The sequence below is a fragment of the Indolivaga alginatilytica genome (genome assembly GCF_003201355.1).
Classification (GTDB): domain Bacteria; phylum Bacteroidota; class Bacteroidia; order Bacteroidales; family Dysgonomonadaceae; genus Dysgonomonas_A; species Dysgonomonas_A alginatilytica.
In genome coordinates this window covers 65,615-81,478 of sequence record NZ_QICL01000021.1, presented here as the reverse complement: position 1 = coordinate 81,478, position 15,864 = coordinate 65,615, and the positions used below count along the sequence as shown (strand labels likewise).

General features: G+C 33.7%; 16 protein-coding genes and 1 tRNA gene. 10 read left to right on the top strand and 7 right to left on the bottom strand.

Features of this window, described 5'->3' with window-relative positions; translation table 11 throughout:
* The first annotated feature begins 327 nt into the window (after positions 1 to 327).
* The 3 genes from CLV62_RS15035 to CLV62_RS15025 all read left to right on the top strand — a co-directional run bounded on the left by CLV62_RS15035 (position 328) and on the right by CLV62_RS15025 (position 3,450).
* Positions 328 to 403: transfer RNA gene (locus CLV62_RS15035), tRNA-Pro, on the top strand.
* Positions 404 to 787: 384 nt separating this feature from the next.
* Positions 788 to 2,248 carry a tryptophanase gene (locus CLV62_RS15030; protein ID WP_110311595.1) on the top strand — a complete coding sequence of 487 codons (1,461 nt, stop codon included), beginning with the start codon at positions 788 to 790 and terminating at the stop codon, positions 2,246 to 2,248.
* A 587-nt stretch (positions 2,249 to 2,835) separates the two neighbouring features.
* A complete protein-coding gene (locus CLV62_RS15025) occupies positions 2,836 to 3,450 on the top strand; it encodes a TetR/AcrR family transcriptional regulator (protein ID WP_110311594.1) in 615 nt (204 codons plus the stop codon).
* 393 nt (positions 3,451 to 3,843) lie between these two features.
* On the opposite strand, the gene CLV62_RS15020 is transcribed toward CLV62_RS15025, so the two are convergent.
* From CLV62_RS15020 to CLV62_RS14990, 7 genes are all read right to left on the bottom strand, one after another.
* The gene (locus CLV62_RS15020) at positions 3,844 to 5,163 is read right to left on the bottom strand and encodes a tetratricopeptide repeat protein (protein ID WP_110311593.1); all 1,320 of its coding nucleotides are present in this window, start codon (positions 5,161 to 5,163) and stop codon (positions 3,844 to 3,846) included.
* 34 nt (positions 5,164 to 5,197) lie between these two features.
* Positions 5,198 to 5,398, bottom strand: a complete 201-nt coding sequence (locus CLV62_RS15015) for a hypothetical protein (RefSeq protein ID WP_110311592.1) — start codon at positions 5,396 to 5,398, stop codon at positions 5,198 to 5,200.
* 94 nt (positions 5,399 to 5,492) lie between these two features.
* A complete protein-coding gene (locus tag CLV62_RS15010) occupies positions 5,493 to 5,696 on the bottom strand; it encodes a hypothetical protein (protein WP_110311591.1) in 204 nt (67 codons plus the stop codon).
* A 506-nt stretch (positions 5,697 to 6,202) separates the two neighbouring features.
* Positions 6,203 to 7,048, bottom strand: coding sequence for a hypothetical protein (locus CLV62_RS15005; protein WP_110311590.1), 846 nt, complete (start codon positions 7,046 to 7,048; stop codon positions 6,203 to 6,205).
* Positions 7,049 to 7,065: 17 nt separating this feature from the next.
* Complete coding sequence (locus CLV62_RS15000; RefSeq protein ID WP_110311601.1) at positions 7,066 to 7,551, bottom strand: hypothetical protein; 486 nt, start codon at positions 7,549 to 7,551, stop codon at positions 7,066 to 7,068.
* A 102-nt stretch (positions 7,552 to 7,653) separates the two neighbouring features.
* A complete protein-coding gene (locus tag CLV62_RS14995; RefSeq protein WP_110311589.1) occupies positions 7,654 to 8,082 on the bottom strand; it encodes a hypothetical protein in 429 nt (142 codons plus the stop codon).
* A complete protein-coding gene (locus CLV62_RS14990; protein WP_110311588.1) occupies positions 8,079 to 8,588 on the bottom strand; it encodes an RNA polymerase sigma factor in 510 nt (169 codons plus the stop codon). The genes CLV62_RS14995 and CLV62_RS14990 overlap by 4 nt, the downstream gene beginning before the upstream one ends.
* 448 nt (positions 8,589 to 9,036) lie before the next feature.
* On the opposite strand from CLV62_RS14990, the gene CLV62_RS14985 reads away from it, so the two are divergent.
* The 7 genes from CLV62_RS14985 (at position 9,037) to CLV62_RS14955 (ending at position 15,850) form a co-directional block, all read left to right on the top strand.
* Entirely contained in the window at positions 9,037 to 9,939 is a 903-nt protein-coding gene (locus tag CLV62_RS14985) for a class I SAM-dependent methyltransferase (protein ID WP_110311587.1), read from the top strand.
* A 534-nt stretch (positions 9,940 to 10,473) separates the two neighbouring features.
* Positions 10,474 to 11,463 (top strand): acyltransferase family protein, encoded by a 990-nt coding sequence (locus CLV62_RS22370; RefSeq protein WP_110311586.1) that lies wholly within the window; start codon positions 10,474 to 10,476, stop codon positions 11,461 to 11,463.
* Between the two features lie 109 nt (positions 11,464 to 11,572).
* Complete coding sequence (locus CLV62_RS14975; RefSeq protein ID WP_185144272.1) at positions 11,573 to 12,625, top strand: tyrosine-protein phosphatase; 1,053 nt, start codon at positions 11,573 to 11,575, stop codon at positions 12,623 to 12,625.
* Between the two features lie 43 nt (positions 12,626 to 12,668).
* Complete coding sequence (locus CLV62_RS22080) at positions 12,669 to 13,334, top strand: hypothetical protein (RefSeq protein ID WP_245904100.1); 666 nt, start codon at positions 12,669 to 12,671, stop codon at positions 13,332 to 13,334.
* 82 nt (positions 13,335 to 13,416) lie between these two features.
* Entirely contained in the window at positions 13,417 to 13,902 is a 486-nt protein-coding gene (locus CLV62_RS14965) for a hypothetical protein (protein WP_110311584.1), read from the top strand.
* Between the two features lie 420 nt (positions 13,903 to 14,322).
* A complete protein-coding gene (gene ychF, locus CLV62_RS14960) occupies positions 14,323 to 15,426 on the top strand; it encodes a redox-regulated ATPase YchF (RefSeq protein WP_110311583.1) in 1,104 nt (367 codons plus the stop codon).
* 10 nt (positions 15,427 to 15,436) lie between these two features.
* On the top strand, positions 15,437 to 15,850 hold the full coding sequence (locus CLV62_RS14955) for a hypothetical protein (RefSeq protein WP_146212764.1): 414 nt from the start codon (positions 15,437 to 15,439) through the stop codon (positions 15,848 to 15,850).
* Positions 15,851 to 15,864 lie beyond the last annotated feature (14 nt).

Below are 15,864 nucleotides of genomic sequence, written 5' to 3'. Positions count from 1 at the left end.
TTTTGTCTGAGACCTTGGTTTGCATATCTTGAAAAACTCCCCAGTTTTTCTTTCTAAGATACGAAAAATCAAGGTCTTTTCAAAATATTAAAAAACTTATATTCAAATAATTATATCAATTTAGTGCCTCTTTTTGTCATGTACTATGGACAAAAGTAACAAAAGTAACACTTTTTTTATGGATTTGATTTTCTCTTATTTACTGTTTACCGATTCGGACAAACCGCAGGTCAGCCCCTACTGATTACTGTATACTGATAGATAAATTTTAGTATATTTACCAAAGCAATAAAAGGTCTGAATCCTTATTTTTGTAATACAATACTTCGGGATATAGCACAGTTGGCAGCGCGCCACGTTCGGGACGTGGAGGTCGGACGTTCGAGTCGTCTCATCCCGACCAATTATTTAATTACGAAACTACATCACACAAAACACAACTGAATCTAAGAGTCTGTTTAAATTTTATAGCTAAGACTAATTCGAAAAAGCCTGTAATAAATATTTTCGCTAAAATTTAAACAGGCTCTTAGTATTTTCTTTTATTTTTCGGGCTTTCCCCAACATTTTATTGATTAATAGTCTCTTTTACTCTCATTTTGGGTAAATTTCTTTTTTGTCAATTGACAAATTATTTTTATGTTTACAAAGCCTAAAGTCTCAAACCTACCGATCTAAGGACGAACCTGTGTGTTCACCCTGTAATTGGGCAGACACACAAGTCTATTCCTATAGGGCAAGGTTGGATAAAATGATAGCCTAATTTAAAATCAAATAAGATAATACTATGCTAAACGAAAGCGAGAAAATTAAATTTTATAGCGGAGAAAACATTCCTCTTGAACTTCACAAAGTGCGTATTGTACAAAAATTACATTTAGTTCCTATCGAACGTCGTCTCGAAGCCTTATATGAAGGAGGGTTTAACACATTCCGACTCGATACCAAAGATGTATTTCTCGATATGCTTACCGATAGCGGAACCAATGCTATGAGCGACCGTCAATTGGGAGCCATGATGATGGCTGACGATGCCTATGCCGGATCGCAGAGTTTCGTTCGTTTTCAAAAAGCCGTATTAGATGTTTTAGGAAAAAAATACCTGCTGCCTGTGCACCAAGGGCGTGCTGCCGAAAATATAATATCGAATGCTTATGTAAAAAAAGGCAGTGTAGTACCCATGAACTACCACTTTACAACGGCTATGGCACATATTACCCAATACGGAGGACGTATTGAAGAACTTTTGTATGACGAAGCTTATGTTATCAACAGCAAGCACCCGTTCAAAGGAAATATGAATCTGGAGAAACTCGAAGAATGTATCTTGAAACATACCGCCGCCAGAATTCCGTACATTCGCATGGAAGCCTCTACAAACCTGATTGGCGGTCAACCGTTTTCTATAGAAAATTTACGTGGAGTACGTGCTATTGCCGATAAATATAAAATACCCTTGGTACTGGATGCCAGTTTGATAGGAGAAAATGCATGGCTGGTAAAACAGCGTGAAGAGGAATTCAAAGAAACCTCGATGGCAGATATTCTGCTTTGTATGACCGATCTGGCTGATTTGGTGTATTTCTCGGCACGTAAATTAAGCTCTTCACGCGGGGGTGGTATCTGTACCAACAACGAAGCTATTTATAGGGAACTGGAACCTCTTGTACCCCTTTTCGAAGGTTTCCTTACCTATGGAGGTATGTCGGTGCGGGAAGTGGAAGCTATTGCCGTAGGATTATACGAAACTCTCGATGAAAGTATGATTTGTCAAAGTCCGCAATTCATCGCTTATCTTGTAAATGCTTTGGAGAGTAAAGGCATTCCCGTAGTTACACCTCCGGGAGTATTGGGTTGTCATGTGGATGCCATGCAAATATGTGCACATATTCCTCAATCGCAATATCCTGCCGGAGCACTGGCTGCCGCATTCTTTCTTATTTCGGGTGTACGTGGTATGGAACGGGGGTCGGTATCGAATCAGCGTGACGAATACGGTAACGAAACCTATGCCGATATGGAACTATTGCGTCTGGCCGTTCCCCGCCGTGTATTTACACTATCGCAAATTAAATATGTGGAAGACCGTTTGACATGGTTATTCGATAACCGCCACTTAATAGGAGGACTTAAATTTGTCTACGAGCCGCCTGTGCTTCGCTTCTTTATGGGAGGTTTAGCTCCTATCAACGACTGGCCTCAACAACTAATGGCAAAGTTCAGAGAAGACTTTGGAGATAGCCTGTAACTAAAAACGATAGTAAGAGTCTGTTTAAATTTTATAGCTAATCTTTTTTATAGCTGTTTTTAGATGGATTTTTCGTTTCTTGCTTGCTGATTTAGCGGGCTAAATCGAAAGGGAGAAACGGAAAATACGCTAATAAAGAGCATAAAAAAATAGCTAAGACTAATTCGAAAGAGCCTGTAATAAATATTTTCGCTAAAATTTAAACAGGCTCTAAGTAAATGAAAGTATTTAATGATATACTTTCGGATTATAACAGGCTATTGCTTTTATGCTTCCCAAAGTAATAAAAAGGTCTAAGACCTTAAGCATGTCGGAATTTTATACTTTGACATGCTTTTTTCTCTTTTATTCTTTAACCTATAGATCTGATCGATGTACTGAATTTATTCAAAATAAATCAGTTTCTATTAACATATGCTGTATTCTATTTAATAATTCCTATTTTTGTAGTGTAGACACACTAAGCTTGCAGAGCATTGTTGCTTTGGTATAGGGTTATTCATATAGGACAAACACATAGGTTTACCCCTACAACTAAAATGCAGGTATTAATACTTTCAATTACATATATAATCTATAATTGATAAATGAATCCTTCTAAAAAGAAAATACTGGAGAATGCATTTAACCTCTTTCTCACCGAAAGTTACAGCTCCGTTTCCATGCAAAGAATACAAAATGCCTCGGGTGTTTCGCGGGGAGCCATCTACCACCATTTCAAGAGTAAAGAAGAAATCTTCGAAGAGATAGTAAATGAGTATCTTATACCTGCATTTTCTACTTATTCGATGATTCAGGAAGATGACAAATCGTCCTTACAAAATATGATCTATGCATCCATAAAATGCCGCCAGAGCCATATAAATTTACTTAAAGAAGTAACTTCATTCAAGATGGTAGATTTTTATTTCTTCAAATTTATTTTTCAGGCTTCGGAGCATTGCAAAGACTTTACCGAAAAAGTAAATGTTTTATCCGAAAAAGAATTTAACGGTTGGCGAAACGGAATTCAATTAGCCATGAGAACGGGAGAAATAAGATCGGATATCGATCTCGATTACGTAGCTCAATCTTTTATGACAATTCCGCTTGGATTAGGCGTTTTCTCGGCTTTCAGTAATTATATCAATATAAATACAAAGGATTTAAGAACTGCTTATCTTCGATTTTACAGTCTGCTTAAGAAAACAGGATTTAAGTAAAGCCAAAGAATAATCTTTATTATTCTACAGTATAAGGTCTAAGACCTTTTTATTGCTTTGGTAAGCATAGCAGTAATAGTCTGTTATAATTTGAAAGTATATCATTAAATACTTTTATTCACTTATATCCATTTACTTTGGCAAATGCAAGAATAGCACCTCACCCCGACCCTCTCATACTGAGAGGGAGAAACAAAATTTTGAGACTTTACGACCTTGCGTTTAACGTAAAATTCTGTGTTTTCTATTATTTCAGTGTAACTTTTGTTTTATTCAGGCTTTTGACACAACCTCCTATACCAACAGCTCTGCGAGCTTAAATTAGTAAAGCGCAGTTAATAAATCAACTACGCTCTACCTTTCACTACCTACACTCAATATAATCAATGCTAATCAATCACTTACTTCGTCATCTTTTAACATAGCTGCTATTTCGGCTTCTATTTCTTTGTACTCGGCTCCCATAGCAATCAGTTGATTTTTAATATTACGGTATTTTTCTTCCTGCAATCTGATTTCTTCTTTGTCCTTTTTATTAACCCTGTAAAATAATATTGCTACTATTATTACCGCCAAAACAACTAAAATTACTCCCACCCATATGGATAAACAGCTAGTTGTGCGTAATTTGTTAACCTCTTTATCTTTCTGTGCCAAATAAAAATTCTTATCTGCATTCATCAGTGATAAAGGACGCTCATTCTTTGCGATCACTTCTTTTATTGAATCTTCCTGCTCTTTGTAGTGCAGTGCTTGTTTGTAATCGCCTGCTTTCTTTAAAACATCAACAAGATAACTATATAAATCTCTTAAAGTATAATTATTTTTTATATCAAGTAATCTTTCTTGTCCCAAATTCATATAATATTTTGCTGAATCAGGTTGATTCTTAGTATCATATAAAAATGATAAATTAATATATATTTTAGAAAGAAGTACCGTATCCGAGGCTTGAATGAGTGCACTATTCAGATAATGCTGAGCCTTGTCATAGTCTTTCATCAAAAAATAAGTATAACCCAAATTATTAGATAAAGAAGCCGTTAGTTTATCATTTCCAAGCCTTTCTGCCTCTGCCAATCCCTTCTTAAAATAAACATAAGAACTGTCGATATTTCCAATTTCATCATAAGAAGCTCCTATTGCAGTAATAACCTGTGCTTTATATACATCCGTATTTTCTTCTTTTTCTTTATTGTAATAATTTAATGCCTTCTTATAAATCACAAGGGCAGTATCTATAATTCCTTGTTCATAATATAACCGACCAATAACATGCAAACTTTTACCTGCCAATGCATTCTTATTGGATTTTTCGGCATATGACTCCGCTTGTAAGAAGCATTTAAGGGCTTTATCGGATATATCTTTTGCATAGTATATTCTGCCTGCATAATAGTAAGCCAGTGCCGATTGTTCAATATTTTTTTTCTTTTCGAAATACTGTTTTGCTTCAAAAATCAATGTATCATTTGTAATATCCTGTTTCGCTCTTTGTTTTGCCTGTACACGGGCTACAATATATTGCATATAATTGTCAGTACCCATACTTTCGGGATTCTGAATAGAATCTAAAAGAACCAAAGCATCATCAGGCTTACTATCGGCAATATCCTGAGCCTGCCTTAATAAACCAACCGAAGCATCGTTTTTTTTGCAGGAAATAAATAAACACACGAAAAGTAGTATCAGAAAGTTTGTTAAAGTCTTCATCTGTAGAAAGTTTGGTTATAAATATAAACCCTTATCAGTCTTTTGTAAAATCAGAAGTCGTAATAGTATCATTTGCTTCAGTTGTAGACAAGCTTTTTGTAGATCGAACACTATCGGGAGCACCACCGTCATCAACAGTTCCCTGACGCATCTCATCTCCTTCGGAGCAAGAAGTAAAGGAAATTGTTATACAGCCTAAAAAAATAACGACTAAGAACAAATATTTAATTTTCATAATAACTTAAATTTAAGAATATTGATAAAGTATGTGTGCAAATATTATTTACTAACTTTCTAATAGAAAATTTGGCTATAAATATAAATCCGTATCAGTCTTTTGTAAAATCAGGGCTGGTAATGCTATCATTTGCTTCAGTTGTAGATAAGCTTTCCGTAGATCGAACAGAACTATCGGGATCACCACTCTCTTCAGTACTTCCCTGACGCATCTCGTCGCCTTCGGAGCAAGAAGTTAAGGACATTGTTATACAGCCTAAAAAAACAATGGCTAATAGCAAATATTTAATTTTCATAATAACTTAGATTTAGATAAAAATATGTGTGTAAATATTTAACGTATTCTACCCGAAATGTAATGTTAAAAAGAGAGACTAACAAAAGAGAAATTTCTTTTAACTAAACAAATAAAAACAATTATAAAAACAATTATTTTTTATCAGCTTTTTAGATAAAAAGTTAAAAGTTTACGCCTGTTAAATTTCGTTGTAGGGGGCATACATATTGTATACACCTGTTTATTCAGTTTTTGGAACGTATGCGATACGCCCCATATAAAATAATGCGAATCCGGAAATTTAGGTTCACGGACTCGCATTCGAGTGTTTATAATAAAAAAATAATTGAGTGTCTGCTTTAAGGTCACAGACCTTTTTATTCAATTGGATTAGTCGTTTATCGCGATTCGGCATAGTTCAAGTAAACTTGACTCTGCTCTCACTGCTTTAAACGTTGCTTTGGCAGGCATAACAGCCAAAGATAGTTATACTGATAAAACATTGTATTAAATATTAAACGTTACTTATATGCCTATCATTACACCGATAGTATAAGTTCTAAGATCGGGCCCTCTGTCTTTGTTAAACATCGACATGGGCGAATAATAACCATATACATGTACATCGTTGATACCTACTTGCAGTCTTAGTTTTATGTCTACAGGGCGAATATTCAGGTCGCGTCCCATATTTATTACTTGTCTGCCACGTTCGGTATAATAATTTACCTGCGATTTAGAATAATATTTAAAAAATGCAACCACTCCCCCTGACATATGTATACCCGATGTTTGATATTCAAGCAATAAAGGGAATGTGATATAATACACCAACAATTTGGACGAATTGTAATTTATGCCTTCGGGAGCAGGTTCGAAACGGGTAACGCCGTCTATCCTTGTCAGAGCAGCATTATCCTGAAAATGATAGCGTGACCACTCAAATCCGATACCGCTTACAAATAGCCAGTTGGAGTTTTTTATTTGTTTGTGATAATCAATCAAGTTTACCGTAAAATTGTGCGACCGGCTCACTTGCAACCTTCCGTTTGGTATGTCCTTATCATTGTAATTCATGAATCCCATACCAATACCTGTCCAGTGCGGTTGAAGTTTTTTCTTCTTTTTCCATGAAAAAATAATATTATAAGACGAACCGTCGAAAATAACATTGCTGCCGCTATTTTCTACTTTGGCTTGTATTATTTTTTCAGTTTTGGTCGTTGTTGTTCTTACAGCACCTGTACTCGGGTTTGTTTCCGACACTATGGTTACTGTTCTTATAACAGTGTCTTGCGTGGATGTAGTATTATCTGCATATGACATACTTATGCCCAGACAGAAAATAGAGAGGATAATTAGCTTTTTCATATCTATATTGTTTTTGTTTATTGCAATTTCAGTCGTTTATTGTTGACATAAATAAATAAGTCTTTGAGCTTTTTCAGTTCATATTCCAACTGTTGCGGAGGGAAATCACCTTGCAGATATACAAGTGTTATCTTTCTCGACTTATTTTTATAAAGAATATATTCGTTTGTTTTAGACGAACTGTTTGTTTTCAAATAATACGTTCCCGATTCTATTTTGCCGTCCTTTTTCAGTTCCGATATTTTGGTTCCGTTCTTTATATCTGCTTCCATGGCTTCCCATATCAGGCGGTTTTTCTCCACACTTTCGTCTGTAATGAGACTCTTATAAAAAGTAATCTTACTGCCTTGCGAAAGTACATCGGTGGATAATTGTACCAATACAGACCCGCCTTGCTTGCCATACAAGTCAAATACATCTTTTATATTCAAATGGCTCTGTGCAGATGCTCCCAAACTGATTGCCTGCATTATACAGAGTAGTATTACTATTTTATATTTCATTGTCATTAATTTTAAGTTCACAGAAGTATTTATTGCTTTGCCAAACAAAACAGCGATAGATAGTTATACTTGATAAATGTTTCATTAAATATTTTCTTTTACTTATTCGGTAAACGAATCGAGTATATCGATTTGCGAATTGAGTATTTCCTCATCCACGTTCGATACATTTTCTATTGATATAAGAGCTTGATTATTTATCGTTTGCATATCAGATATTTTTTTGCCATCGATATATACCATCGATTTTGAAGACACATTATCAGCAGGCGTATAAGCAAACTTAATACATACTAACAATAAGATACTTGCCGCAATTCCTGCCCACAGATATAGAGGGAATTTCTTTTTCGCTTTTTGCGGCGGTTCGGCAACTTTTCGTTCTTCGGTAAAAAAGGCAAACATCGGTACATACATCTTGTGTCTGGCTTCGATATCGGGTTTCAGAAAATAGTTGCGCAGTATCTCTTCCTCACGTAAAGAAGTCTCCCCGTCAAAATATTTTTCTATTATTTTATCTATTTCATTCATGCCTTATGTCTTATTTGGCTTATGCTTATATAGGTGTCTCTAACTTTTTTGCGTGCTCTCGAGAGGTTTACCCTTACCGCACCGATGTCAGAACCTGTTATATCTGCAATTTCATTCAACTCATATCCTTCTACATCTCTCATCAACATTATCTTGCGTTGCAATTCGGGCAGTGTATCGATAATTTTCCGTATAATCTGTGCGCTGTCGGCCTCCTCGGTATAGGTATACGGATCTATACCTGATTCGGCCATATTTACATTATCGAGAGAGATTTGATGTTTACTGCTCCTTATTTTATCGATACAGATGTTTTTGAGCGTTTGCATGGCAAATCCATGAGGATTGGGATGATCATTGAGCTGCGATCTGGCATTCCACAACCTCAGGTAGGTTTCTTGGACTGCGTCTTCGGCGTCAATATCATTTGTAAGCATGCTTCTTGCAAAATTTTGCAACTTTTCGCGAAGAGGCATCACCATTGTTTTAAATCTCTCTAGCTCCATATCTACTTAAGGTCTCAGACCTTTTTATTGCTTTAGTAAGCACAACAGCAATAGCTTGTTACAATTCGAAAGTATCTCATTAAAAACTTTCATTTACTTATATAACGAAGCTACCTGAATAATGTAACATCCGTTTTGTATTATTTTTTAATAAACACGTAAATATTTACTACTTACTCTTAATTGATTTATGTTTACCAAAGTAATAAAAAGGTCTGAAACCTTAATTAAGAGACTTGTAAAAGAAAAAATAATACAAATATCGTATCTTTGCCTTGATATTAAGGCAACATACCTTTTTATTACTTTGCCAGGCATAACAACCAGAGATAGTTATACTGATAAAACATCGCATTAAATATTAAACGTTACTTAAGTATGGTAAATATTCAATAAATGAATATTTACAAAGCAACAATAGGTCACATACCTAAAAAAATTCTTCTATATGCTTCTTTTAGAACCTCAACACTGGACAGATTATGAATTGATAGATTCGGGTAATTATGAAAAACTCGAACGATTTGGAAAATACGTACTTGCACGCCCCGAACCACAGGCCGTATGGCAGAAAACATTATCGGAAGACGAATGGAAAACAATGGCAGATGCTGTTTTCAGACGCGAAAAAGGAAAATCGTCGCAGGATGGAAACGAAAGGGGAGAGTGGATTCAGAAAAAAGGGATGCCCGACCAGTGGTTTATCAATTATGATTATAAAGAAATGCACCTCAAATTCCGTTTGGGGCTTACTTCTTTTAAGCATGTAGGTATATTTCCCGAACAAGCCGAAAACTGGAATTTTATTTACGATACCATCAAAAGCTTTACTGTAAGCGAACCGAAAGTATTAAATCTTTTTGCATATACAGGTGGTGCGTCCATTGCTGCTAAAAGTGCAGGAGCCGATGTTACTCATGTAGACTCGGTGAAGCAGGTCATTACATGGTCCCGTGAAAATATGGAGGCTTCGAACCTCGATAATATCAGATGGATTGTTGAAGATGCGCTCAAATTTTGCAGGCGTGAAGTAAAACGAGGTAAAAAATACAATGGTATTATTCTTGATCCTCCTGCTTACGGACGTGGTCCCGATGGCGAAAGATGGATTCTCGAAGAAAATATTGCAGAACTGATGTCTATTTGCCGGGAGCTTTTAGAAAGCGAAAACTCGTTTCTTATACTCAACCTCTATTCGATGGGATTTTCGTCTGTAATAGCTGAAAATTTAATTAAAAGTTATTTTCCGGCTATAAAATCGTATCAGTACGGAGAGCTTTTAATTCCCGAAAAATCAGGGAAAAGACTTCCTCTCAGTATATATGCAAGATTCAAAAATTCAAAGGATTGATTATTAGATCAGTCTTTTTTATTAATAATTTAATTTATTGTTATACAGATACTTATATTCTAAATTATTAATACAGAGAAGTTTAATTAAATGTAAAAGATGTCAATAAAGTGTTCATAACTGTTGATAAATTTCTGAAAAATAAAGTTGCAAAGTTCATAGTGATAATAGTATATAAGATATTCATGAAATACAAAATTATTAAGCATAAATCTTTGTTTAAAATATCATGTAGTTATCAACAGCTATTAACAATGGAAAAAAATAAAACTTTTGAACACCCGTAGTTATCAACACTCATTTAATAAAGTCTATAACAAACAGTAAACCATCATACATAAGTATTCTAAAAAATGTTGATAAATGTATATAAGTCTATACTGTCAGAACAGTAACTAAAAATGCAAGTAAAAGATCAAATAATAATAAACAGTTTCAACAGCCTATTATTACTACCATATTAGTTTTTGGTTTAAAAAAGAAAATATAATACATAATAGAATTGTTGATAACTACCGGAACGATTAAACGAAAATGGAAAATAAACAAATACAACGAAATTCTACATTTGAATTAATACGTATCATAGCTATAACTTTTATTTTTCTCCATCATTGCCTGATAAGACTAGGTTTAATGAATTATTGGAACGGAAGTGTAGATATTGAATCTTATAAAATATTAGGGATATGTTTAAATTCCTTTTTTATCATTGGCGTTAATTTATTTATACTTATATCCGGATATTTTACTATAAATTTCAAATTTTCGAAGTTTGTTAAATTATTATGTATTATTCTGGTATGCCAATTGGTTTACTTACTTTTTGCTCCGGAAAATGAAGTGAAAAATATATTGCGTAGTATATTACTTTTACGAACTCAAAATTCTTTTATACCCTCTTATTTAGCTTTATTTTTATTATCTCCTTTATTGAATAAAGCTTTGGAAGTTTGTTCTTATCAGGATCTTAAAAAAATTATAATATTAGTTACAATAGTTAATGTATTTATGGGGTTTACTCTTGGTTATGTGTGTATTGACCCTAATGGTTATAATCTTTTCAATTTTATTTATTTATATATATTCGGATATTTTCTGAGAAGAGCACCATTCATTAGAACCTATAAATTAGTTTCTCTTTACTTTTTATCGGTTATTGGAATAATGGTATGGGCATATTTTTACAAGTCTAATCTATCGGCTTTTGCTTATAATAACCCGTTAGTACTTCTATCTGCGTTTTCGTTTTTCTACATTTTTACTAAATTTCATTTTAAAAACGAATATATCAACAAAGTGGCATCCTGTACTTTTTGTGTGTTCTTAATGGAAAATTTTGTGGTTCAACATTTTTTTCCATTAAATAGTATGTTATCTTGGTCGCATATAATTAAAAATATAGTGCTGGATTATATAATACTCTTTATAATAGCTTATATAATTACTTTTTTTATAGAAAAATACTTTAGTAAAGTATCGGTTTATTTTAAACCTATTGACAGTTATTTTAAATTCAAATGAAAAATTGATTAAGGTCTCAGACCTTTTTATTACTTTGGCAAGCATAATAAACAGAGTTAGTTATGCTGATAAAACATCGCATTAAATAGTTAGCATTACTTATATTGTTATGAAAAAAATTATTTCAAGTTTATTACTAATAGGATCGGTTTTTATGATCTCATGTAAAGATTCAAATATGAAAGCAGATAAAGCTCAGTATTCGGGAAAGGATGTATCCGGTGAGGCATTTATTATAAGAAATAAAGATGATAAATCGGCTATAGTACGTATTCAGACAGCAGACAAATGGCTTTTGTATTCGGGTACCTCAATAGATAATATTGATTTTTCGAAACCTGTTGCCGAAGGTAGGGGCAGTGGTATTTTTCCATTGAATGTGCCGGATAGTGTTCGCAGTTATTTTCAATTTGTAACACCTGAGGGAAAAGCAATTCTTGCGGAACGCCATTTACCTATGGAAGGAGGTTATAATTTCCGGGATTTAGGAGGAATTAAAACTACGGATGGAAAGTTTGTTAAATGGGGGAAAATATTCCGATCGGATGACCTGCATAATCTGACGGATGGGGATCTTCGTTATTTGTCGAGCATTCCTCTTGTTTCTATAGTAGATTTCAGATCTCCTGACGAAATTAAACGTTCGCCCGATAAGTTTCCTTCATCTGTAAGCAAAGATTATGCTTATTCTATTACTCCGGGTAATTTACTGGCAGCCAAAAGCCTTGCAAACCTTAAAGAGGCTCAGATGGATAGCGCCATGATGGATATGAATAGAATATTAGTTACCGATTCGGCTTGTGTAAACAGATATAAAGATTTTTTTACATTGCTGCAACAGGAAAAAGAGGTTCCTTTGATGTTTCATTGTTCGGCAGGTAAAGACAGAACAGGTATGGGAGCTGCTCTTATTTTATTTGCATTAGGTGTGGATGAGAATACAATTATTGAAGATTATTTATCTTCTAATATTTATCTTGATGGTAAGTATGCCCAGTATATAGCCCAGAATCCTAATTTAAAGCCTCTCTTTGAAGTAAAGAAGGAATTTATACAGGCTGGTATAGATGAGATAAAGAAAGAGCATGGTACAGTCGAAAATTACTTAACTAATGTTCTTGGAGTAGATATTCAAAAATTCAGAGAAAGGTATTTGTATTGAGATTTGATAATTATTTATTAAGATTATAATAAGTACATTTCTAATGTTTTACACAATTCAACTGTGCTATGAAATGGTAAAAAAAGAATTGATAATACTTATTTGTTTGCTGAGTTCTTTTTCTTGTGCATCACAGAAGAAAGAGGTAATTGCTAAATCTACAATCAAGTTAGAGGGTGGAAATACAAATATTCGGGATTTGATTGAAATTGATGGTTATTATGCTGATTCAATTTATCGGAAATATGGCAGCTATATCTTCTTCGAAGATGGGACTTGGGTTTATTTTCACTTTAAAGGAGAAAGTACTAATAATGAAATCAAATCAAATCTATCTAAAACTATAGTAACTTGGAAAGAAGGTAAACAAATCCTATGGGGGGGGAATTGGGGAGTATATGCCATACGCGATGACACTATTATTATTCATTCATATGATAAACCCGCTTTATTAAAAGGGTGGTCTTTAGATGAGATTAGATTTAAGATTATAGATCGTGAGGCAATAAAGGCTGTTTACTTCAGAAGCATATTAAAATCAGCAGATGATTACTATAAAACCCATAGTCCGTGGAAAAATGGAGAACTCAAGCATTTTACATCTGCTGATTCACTTCCTTCCTCTGATAACTGGCTCAAGGAACATAAATGGATTTGGCGAAATGAATCGGATTGGAAAAACTATATGCAAAAAATTAAAAAGAAATAGTTTTATTTTGTCTTCATTTGAAAAACATAATGTCTTTTTGAATGTTTATGGTTATGAAAATTAATTGTAAAGGTTTTTAATTATGGTACTTTTAAGTTTATATAAAAAGCTTTTCGCTTTAATTATTATATTCATTTCGTTTTCAGGTTTTGCTTTTTCACAATCGAAAAGTGAGATAGAAAATTTATTAACAGAGGTTTGTAAAGTATCTGATTCCAAAGATATTATAAAAAGTGAATATGCCTCAAAAATATCGGATTATCAGGAAGAAGCTTTAGAGATATTGCCTGAATTTTTTACGGATGATTCTAAAACGGATGTGTATTCCAAATGTTTAAAAAGAAAATTAAGTAGGGGAGAGGTAGCTGTTATTCTTTGTGACAGAATAGAGATTATGCCTTATTTTCAATTGACGGGTATACAAAATTGTATTTTTTCGTTTTGTAAGGATAATCCTAATTTTGTAGAAGCTTATTTAGATACTATCAAAAAACAATCCATTAAAAAATTTAAAGAAAAATATGTGCTGTGGTTACACAGTGAGGAACGGAAAAACACTTGGATCTAATGATTATAATTAATGTCAATCAGTAGTTGAATTTTTATCTATCTATGTAAGGATTCGTAAACAGGGTACGGTAAGGGCTAACCTGTATGTCTGACCGAATTGACGAAAAGAAAACAAGGAACAATTATTAGTAAACACAGAGAAAATAAGACAGCTAAAAAAGTGTTACTTTTGTTACTTTTGTCACTTTTTAAGAGTTTATTTATTGAATTACAGTGTTTTATAAAGTGACAGAAAATATACAAAAAGTGACAGAAAATTTCTATAGTTTGTAACTTTCGACTTGTTTTGAAGCTTCGCATCTTTTTATGCTTTTGATAAGCATCATTAAATAGTTATGTGTTACAAGTAGATGCCTTTTAATTTATATAATTTGACTATCTTTGCAACCTTGAATATTAAAAAAATCAGAATAAAATAATGGCTCTACAGTGTGGTATAGTGGGACTTCCTAATGTAGGAAAATCTACCCTTTTTAATTGTTTATCAAATGCGAAAGCACAATCTGCTAATTTTCCTTTTTGTACAATAGAACCTAATGTAGGTGTGATTACTGTACCCGATGAGCGTTTGAACAAATTGGCGGAATTGGTTAAACCAAATCGTATTTTGCCCACAACTGTAGAAATCGTAGATATTGCAGGATTGGTAAAAGGAGCCAGTAAAGGTGAAGGATTAGGCAATAAATTTTTGGCGAATATACGTGAAACAGATGCTATACTTCATGTATTGCGTTGTTTTGATGACGATAATATTACTCACGTCGATGGAAGTGTAAACCCTGTTCGTGATAAGGAAATAATTGATACGGAATTGCAGTTGAAAGATTTGGAAACTGTAACTGCACGTATTCAAAAAGTAGAAAAGCAGGCTAAAACAGGTGGAGATAAGGATGCTAAGCGCATGTACGACATTCTTATTCAGTTTAGAGAAGCTTTGGAACAAGGAAAATCGGCTCGTATTGTTAAGTTTGATAATAAAGAAGACGAGAAGGCTGCCAAGGAATTATATTTGCTGACTTACAAACCTGTAATGTATGTTTGTAATGTAGATGAAGCAAGTGCTGTTACAGGAAATAAATATGTAGAGCAAGTACGTGAATCTATCACAGAAGAAGATGCACAAATACTGGTTGTAGCTGCTAAGATAGAATCGGAGATTGCAGAATTTGAATCTTACGAAGAACGTGAAATGTTTCTTTCTGAAATAGGTCTTGAAGAATCGGGCGTCGCACGTCTTATAAAGGCCGCTTATCAACTTTTAGGTCTTCAGACATACTTTACCTGCGGAGTGCAGGAAGTTCGTGCATGGACGTTTGTAAAAGGCTTTAAAGCTCCACAATGTGCAGGTGTTATACATACCGATTTCGAAAAAGGCTTTATCCGTGCCGAGGTTATCAAATACGAAGACTTTATTGCTTTAGGCTCTGAGGCTGCTGTAAAAGAAGCAGGTAAAATGAGTGTCGAAGGTAAAGAATATGTTGCTCAGGATGGCGATATTATGCACTTTAGATTTAATGTCTAAAAAATATTTTATGAAGAGAGTATTATTTGTATTAACTGTATTTCCTCTATTGCTTATTGGTTGTGACTATACTTACGATTATAATTATGAAATAACGAATTCTACAAATAAAATAATTACGGTTAAGACTGTTAAGAATGAGAGTTCATTCACTACAATAACCGATTCTATATTTCAAATAAAGCCAAATGAAACAAAGATCGTCAGAGATGATTATGGTGGAATATGTGGGAGAAATTTTCTCCCTCCTTCGGAATATAAGATGACAGATACAATACCTCTATCTTATATTAAATTGGATATTTACATAGAGGATATCTTAACATCCCGGTCGTTACGGCTCTTTAAATATTGGAGTTATAGAGCCGAGAAACGCACAGGTATATACAATTTACGGATTACTGAAGATTTACTTGCAAAATAAATTTAAGATTTGAA

Coding starts and splice junctions, on each gene's coding strand:
- CLV62_RS14975 (WP_185144272.1), top strand. CDS start 11,573: ATGAAAAAAATTATTTCAAGTTTATTACTAATAGGATCGGTTTTTATG.
- CLV62_RS22370 (WP_110311586.1), top strand. CDS start 10,474: ATGGAAAATAAACAAATACAACGAAATTCTACATTTGAATTAATACGT.
- CLV62_RS22080 (WP_245904100.1), top strand. CDS start 12,669: ATGTTTTACACAATTCAACTGTGCTATGAAATGGTAAAAAAAGAATTG.
- CLV62_RS15005 (WP_110311590.1), bottom strand. CDS start 7,048: ATGAAAAAGCTAATTATCCTCTCTATTTTCTGTCTGGGCATAAGTATG.
- CLV62_RS14985 (WP_110311587.1), top strand. CDS start 9,037: ATGCTTCTTTTAGAACCTCAACACTGGACAGATTATGAATTGATAGAT.
- CLV62_RS14995 (WP_110311589.1), bottom strand. CDS start 8,082: ATGAATGAAATAGATAAAATAATAGAAAAATATTTTGACGGGGAGACT.
- CLV62_RS15010 (WP_110311591.1), bottom strand. CDS start 5,696: ATGAAAATTAAATATTTGCTATTAGCCATTGTTTTTTTAGGCTGTATA.
- CLV62_RS14990 (WP_110311588.1), bottom strand. CDS start 8,588: ATGGAGCTAGAGAGATTTAAAACAATGGTGATGCCTCTTCGCGAAAAG.
- CLV62_RS15025 (WP_110311594.1), top strand. CDS start 2,836: ATGAATCCTTCTAAAAAGAAAATACTGGAGAATGCATTTAACCTCTTT.
- CLV62_RS14955 (WP_146212764.1), top strand. CDS start 15,437: ATGAAGAGAGTATTATTTGTATTAACTGTATTTCCTCTATTGCTTATT.
- ychF (WP_110311583.1), top strand. CDS start 14,323: ATGGCTCTACAGTGTGGTATAGTGGGACTTCCTAATGTAGGAAAATCT.
- CLV62_RS15000 (WP_110311601.1), bottom strand. CDS start 7,551: ATGAAATATAAAATAGTAATACTACTCTGTATAATGCAGGCAATCAGT.
- CLV62_RS15015 (WP_110311592.1), bottom strand. CDS start 5,398: ATGAAAATTAAATATTTGTTCTTAGTCGTTATTTTTTTAGGCTGTATA.
- CLV62_RS14965 (WP_110311584.1), top strand. CDS start 13,417: ATGGTACTTTTAAGTTTATATAAAAAGCTTTTCGCTTTAATTATTATA.
- CLV62_RS15020 (WP_110311593.1), bottom strand. CDS start 5,163: ATGAAGACTTTAACAAACTTTCTGATACTACTTTTCGTGTGTTTATTT.
- CLV62_RS15030 (WP_110311595.1), top strand. CDS start 788: ATGCTAAACGAAAGCGAGAAAATTAAATTTTATAGCGGAGAAAACATT.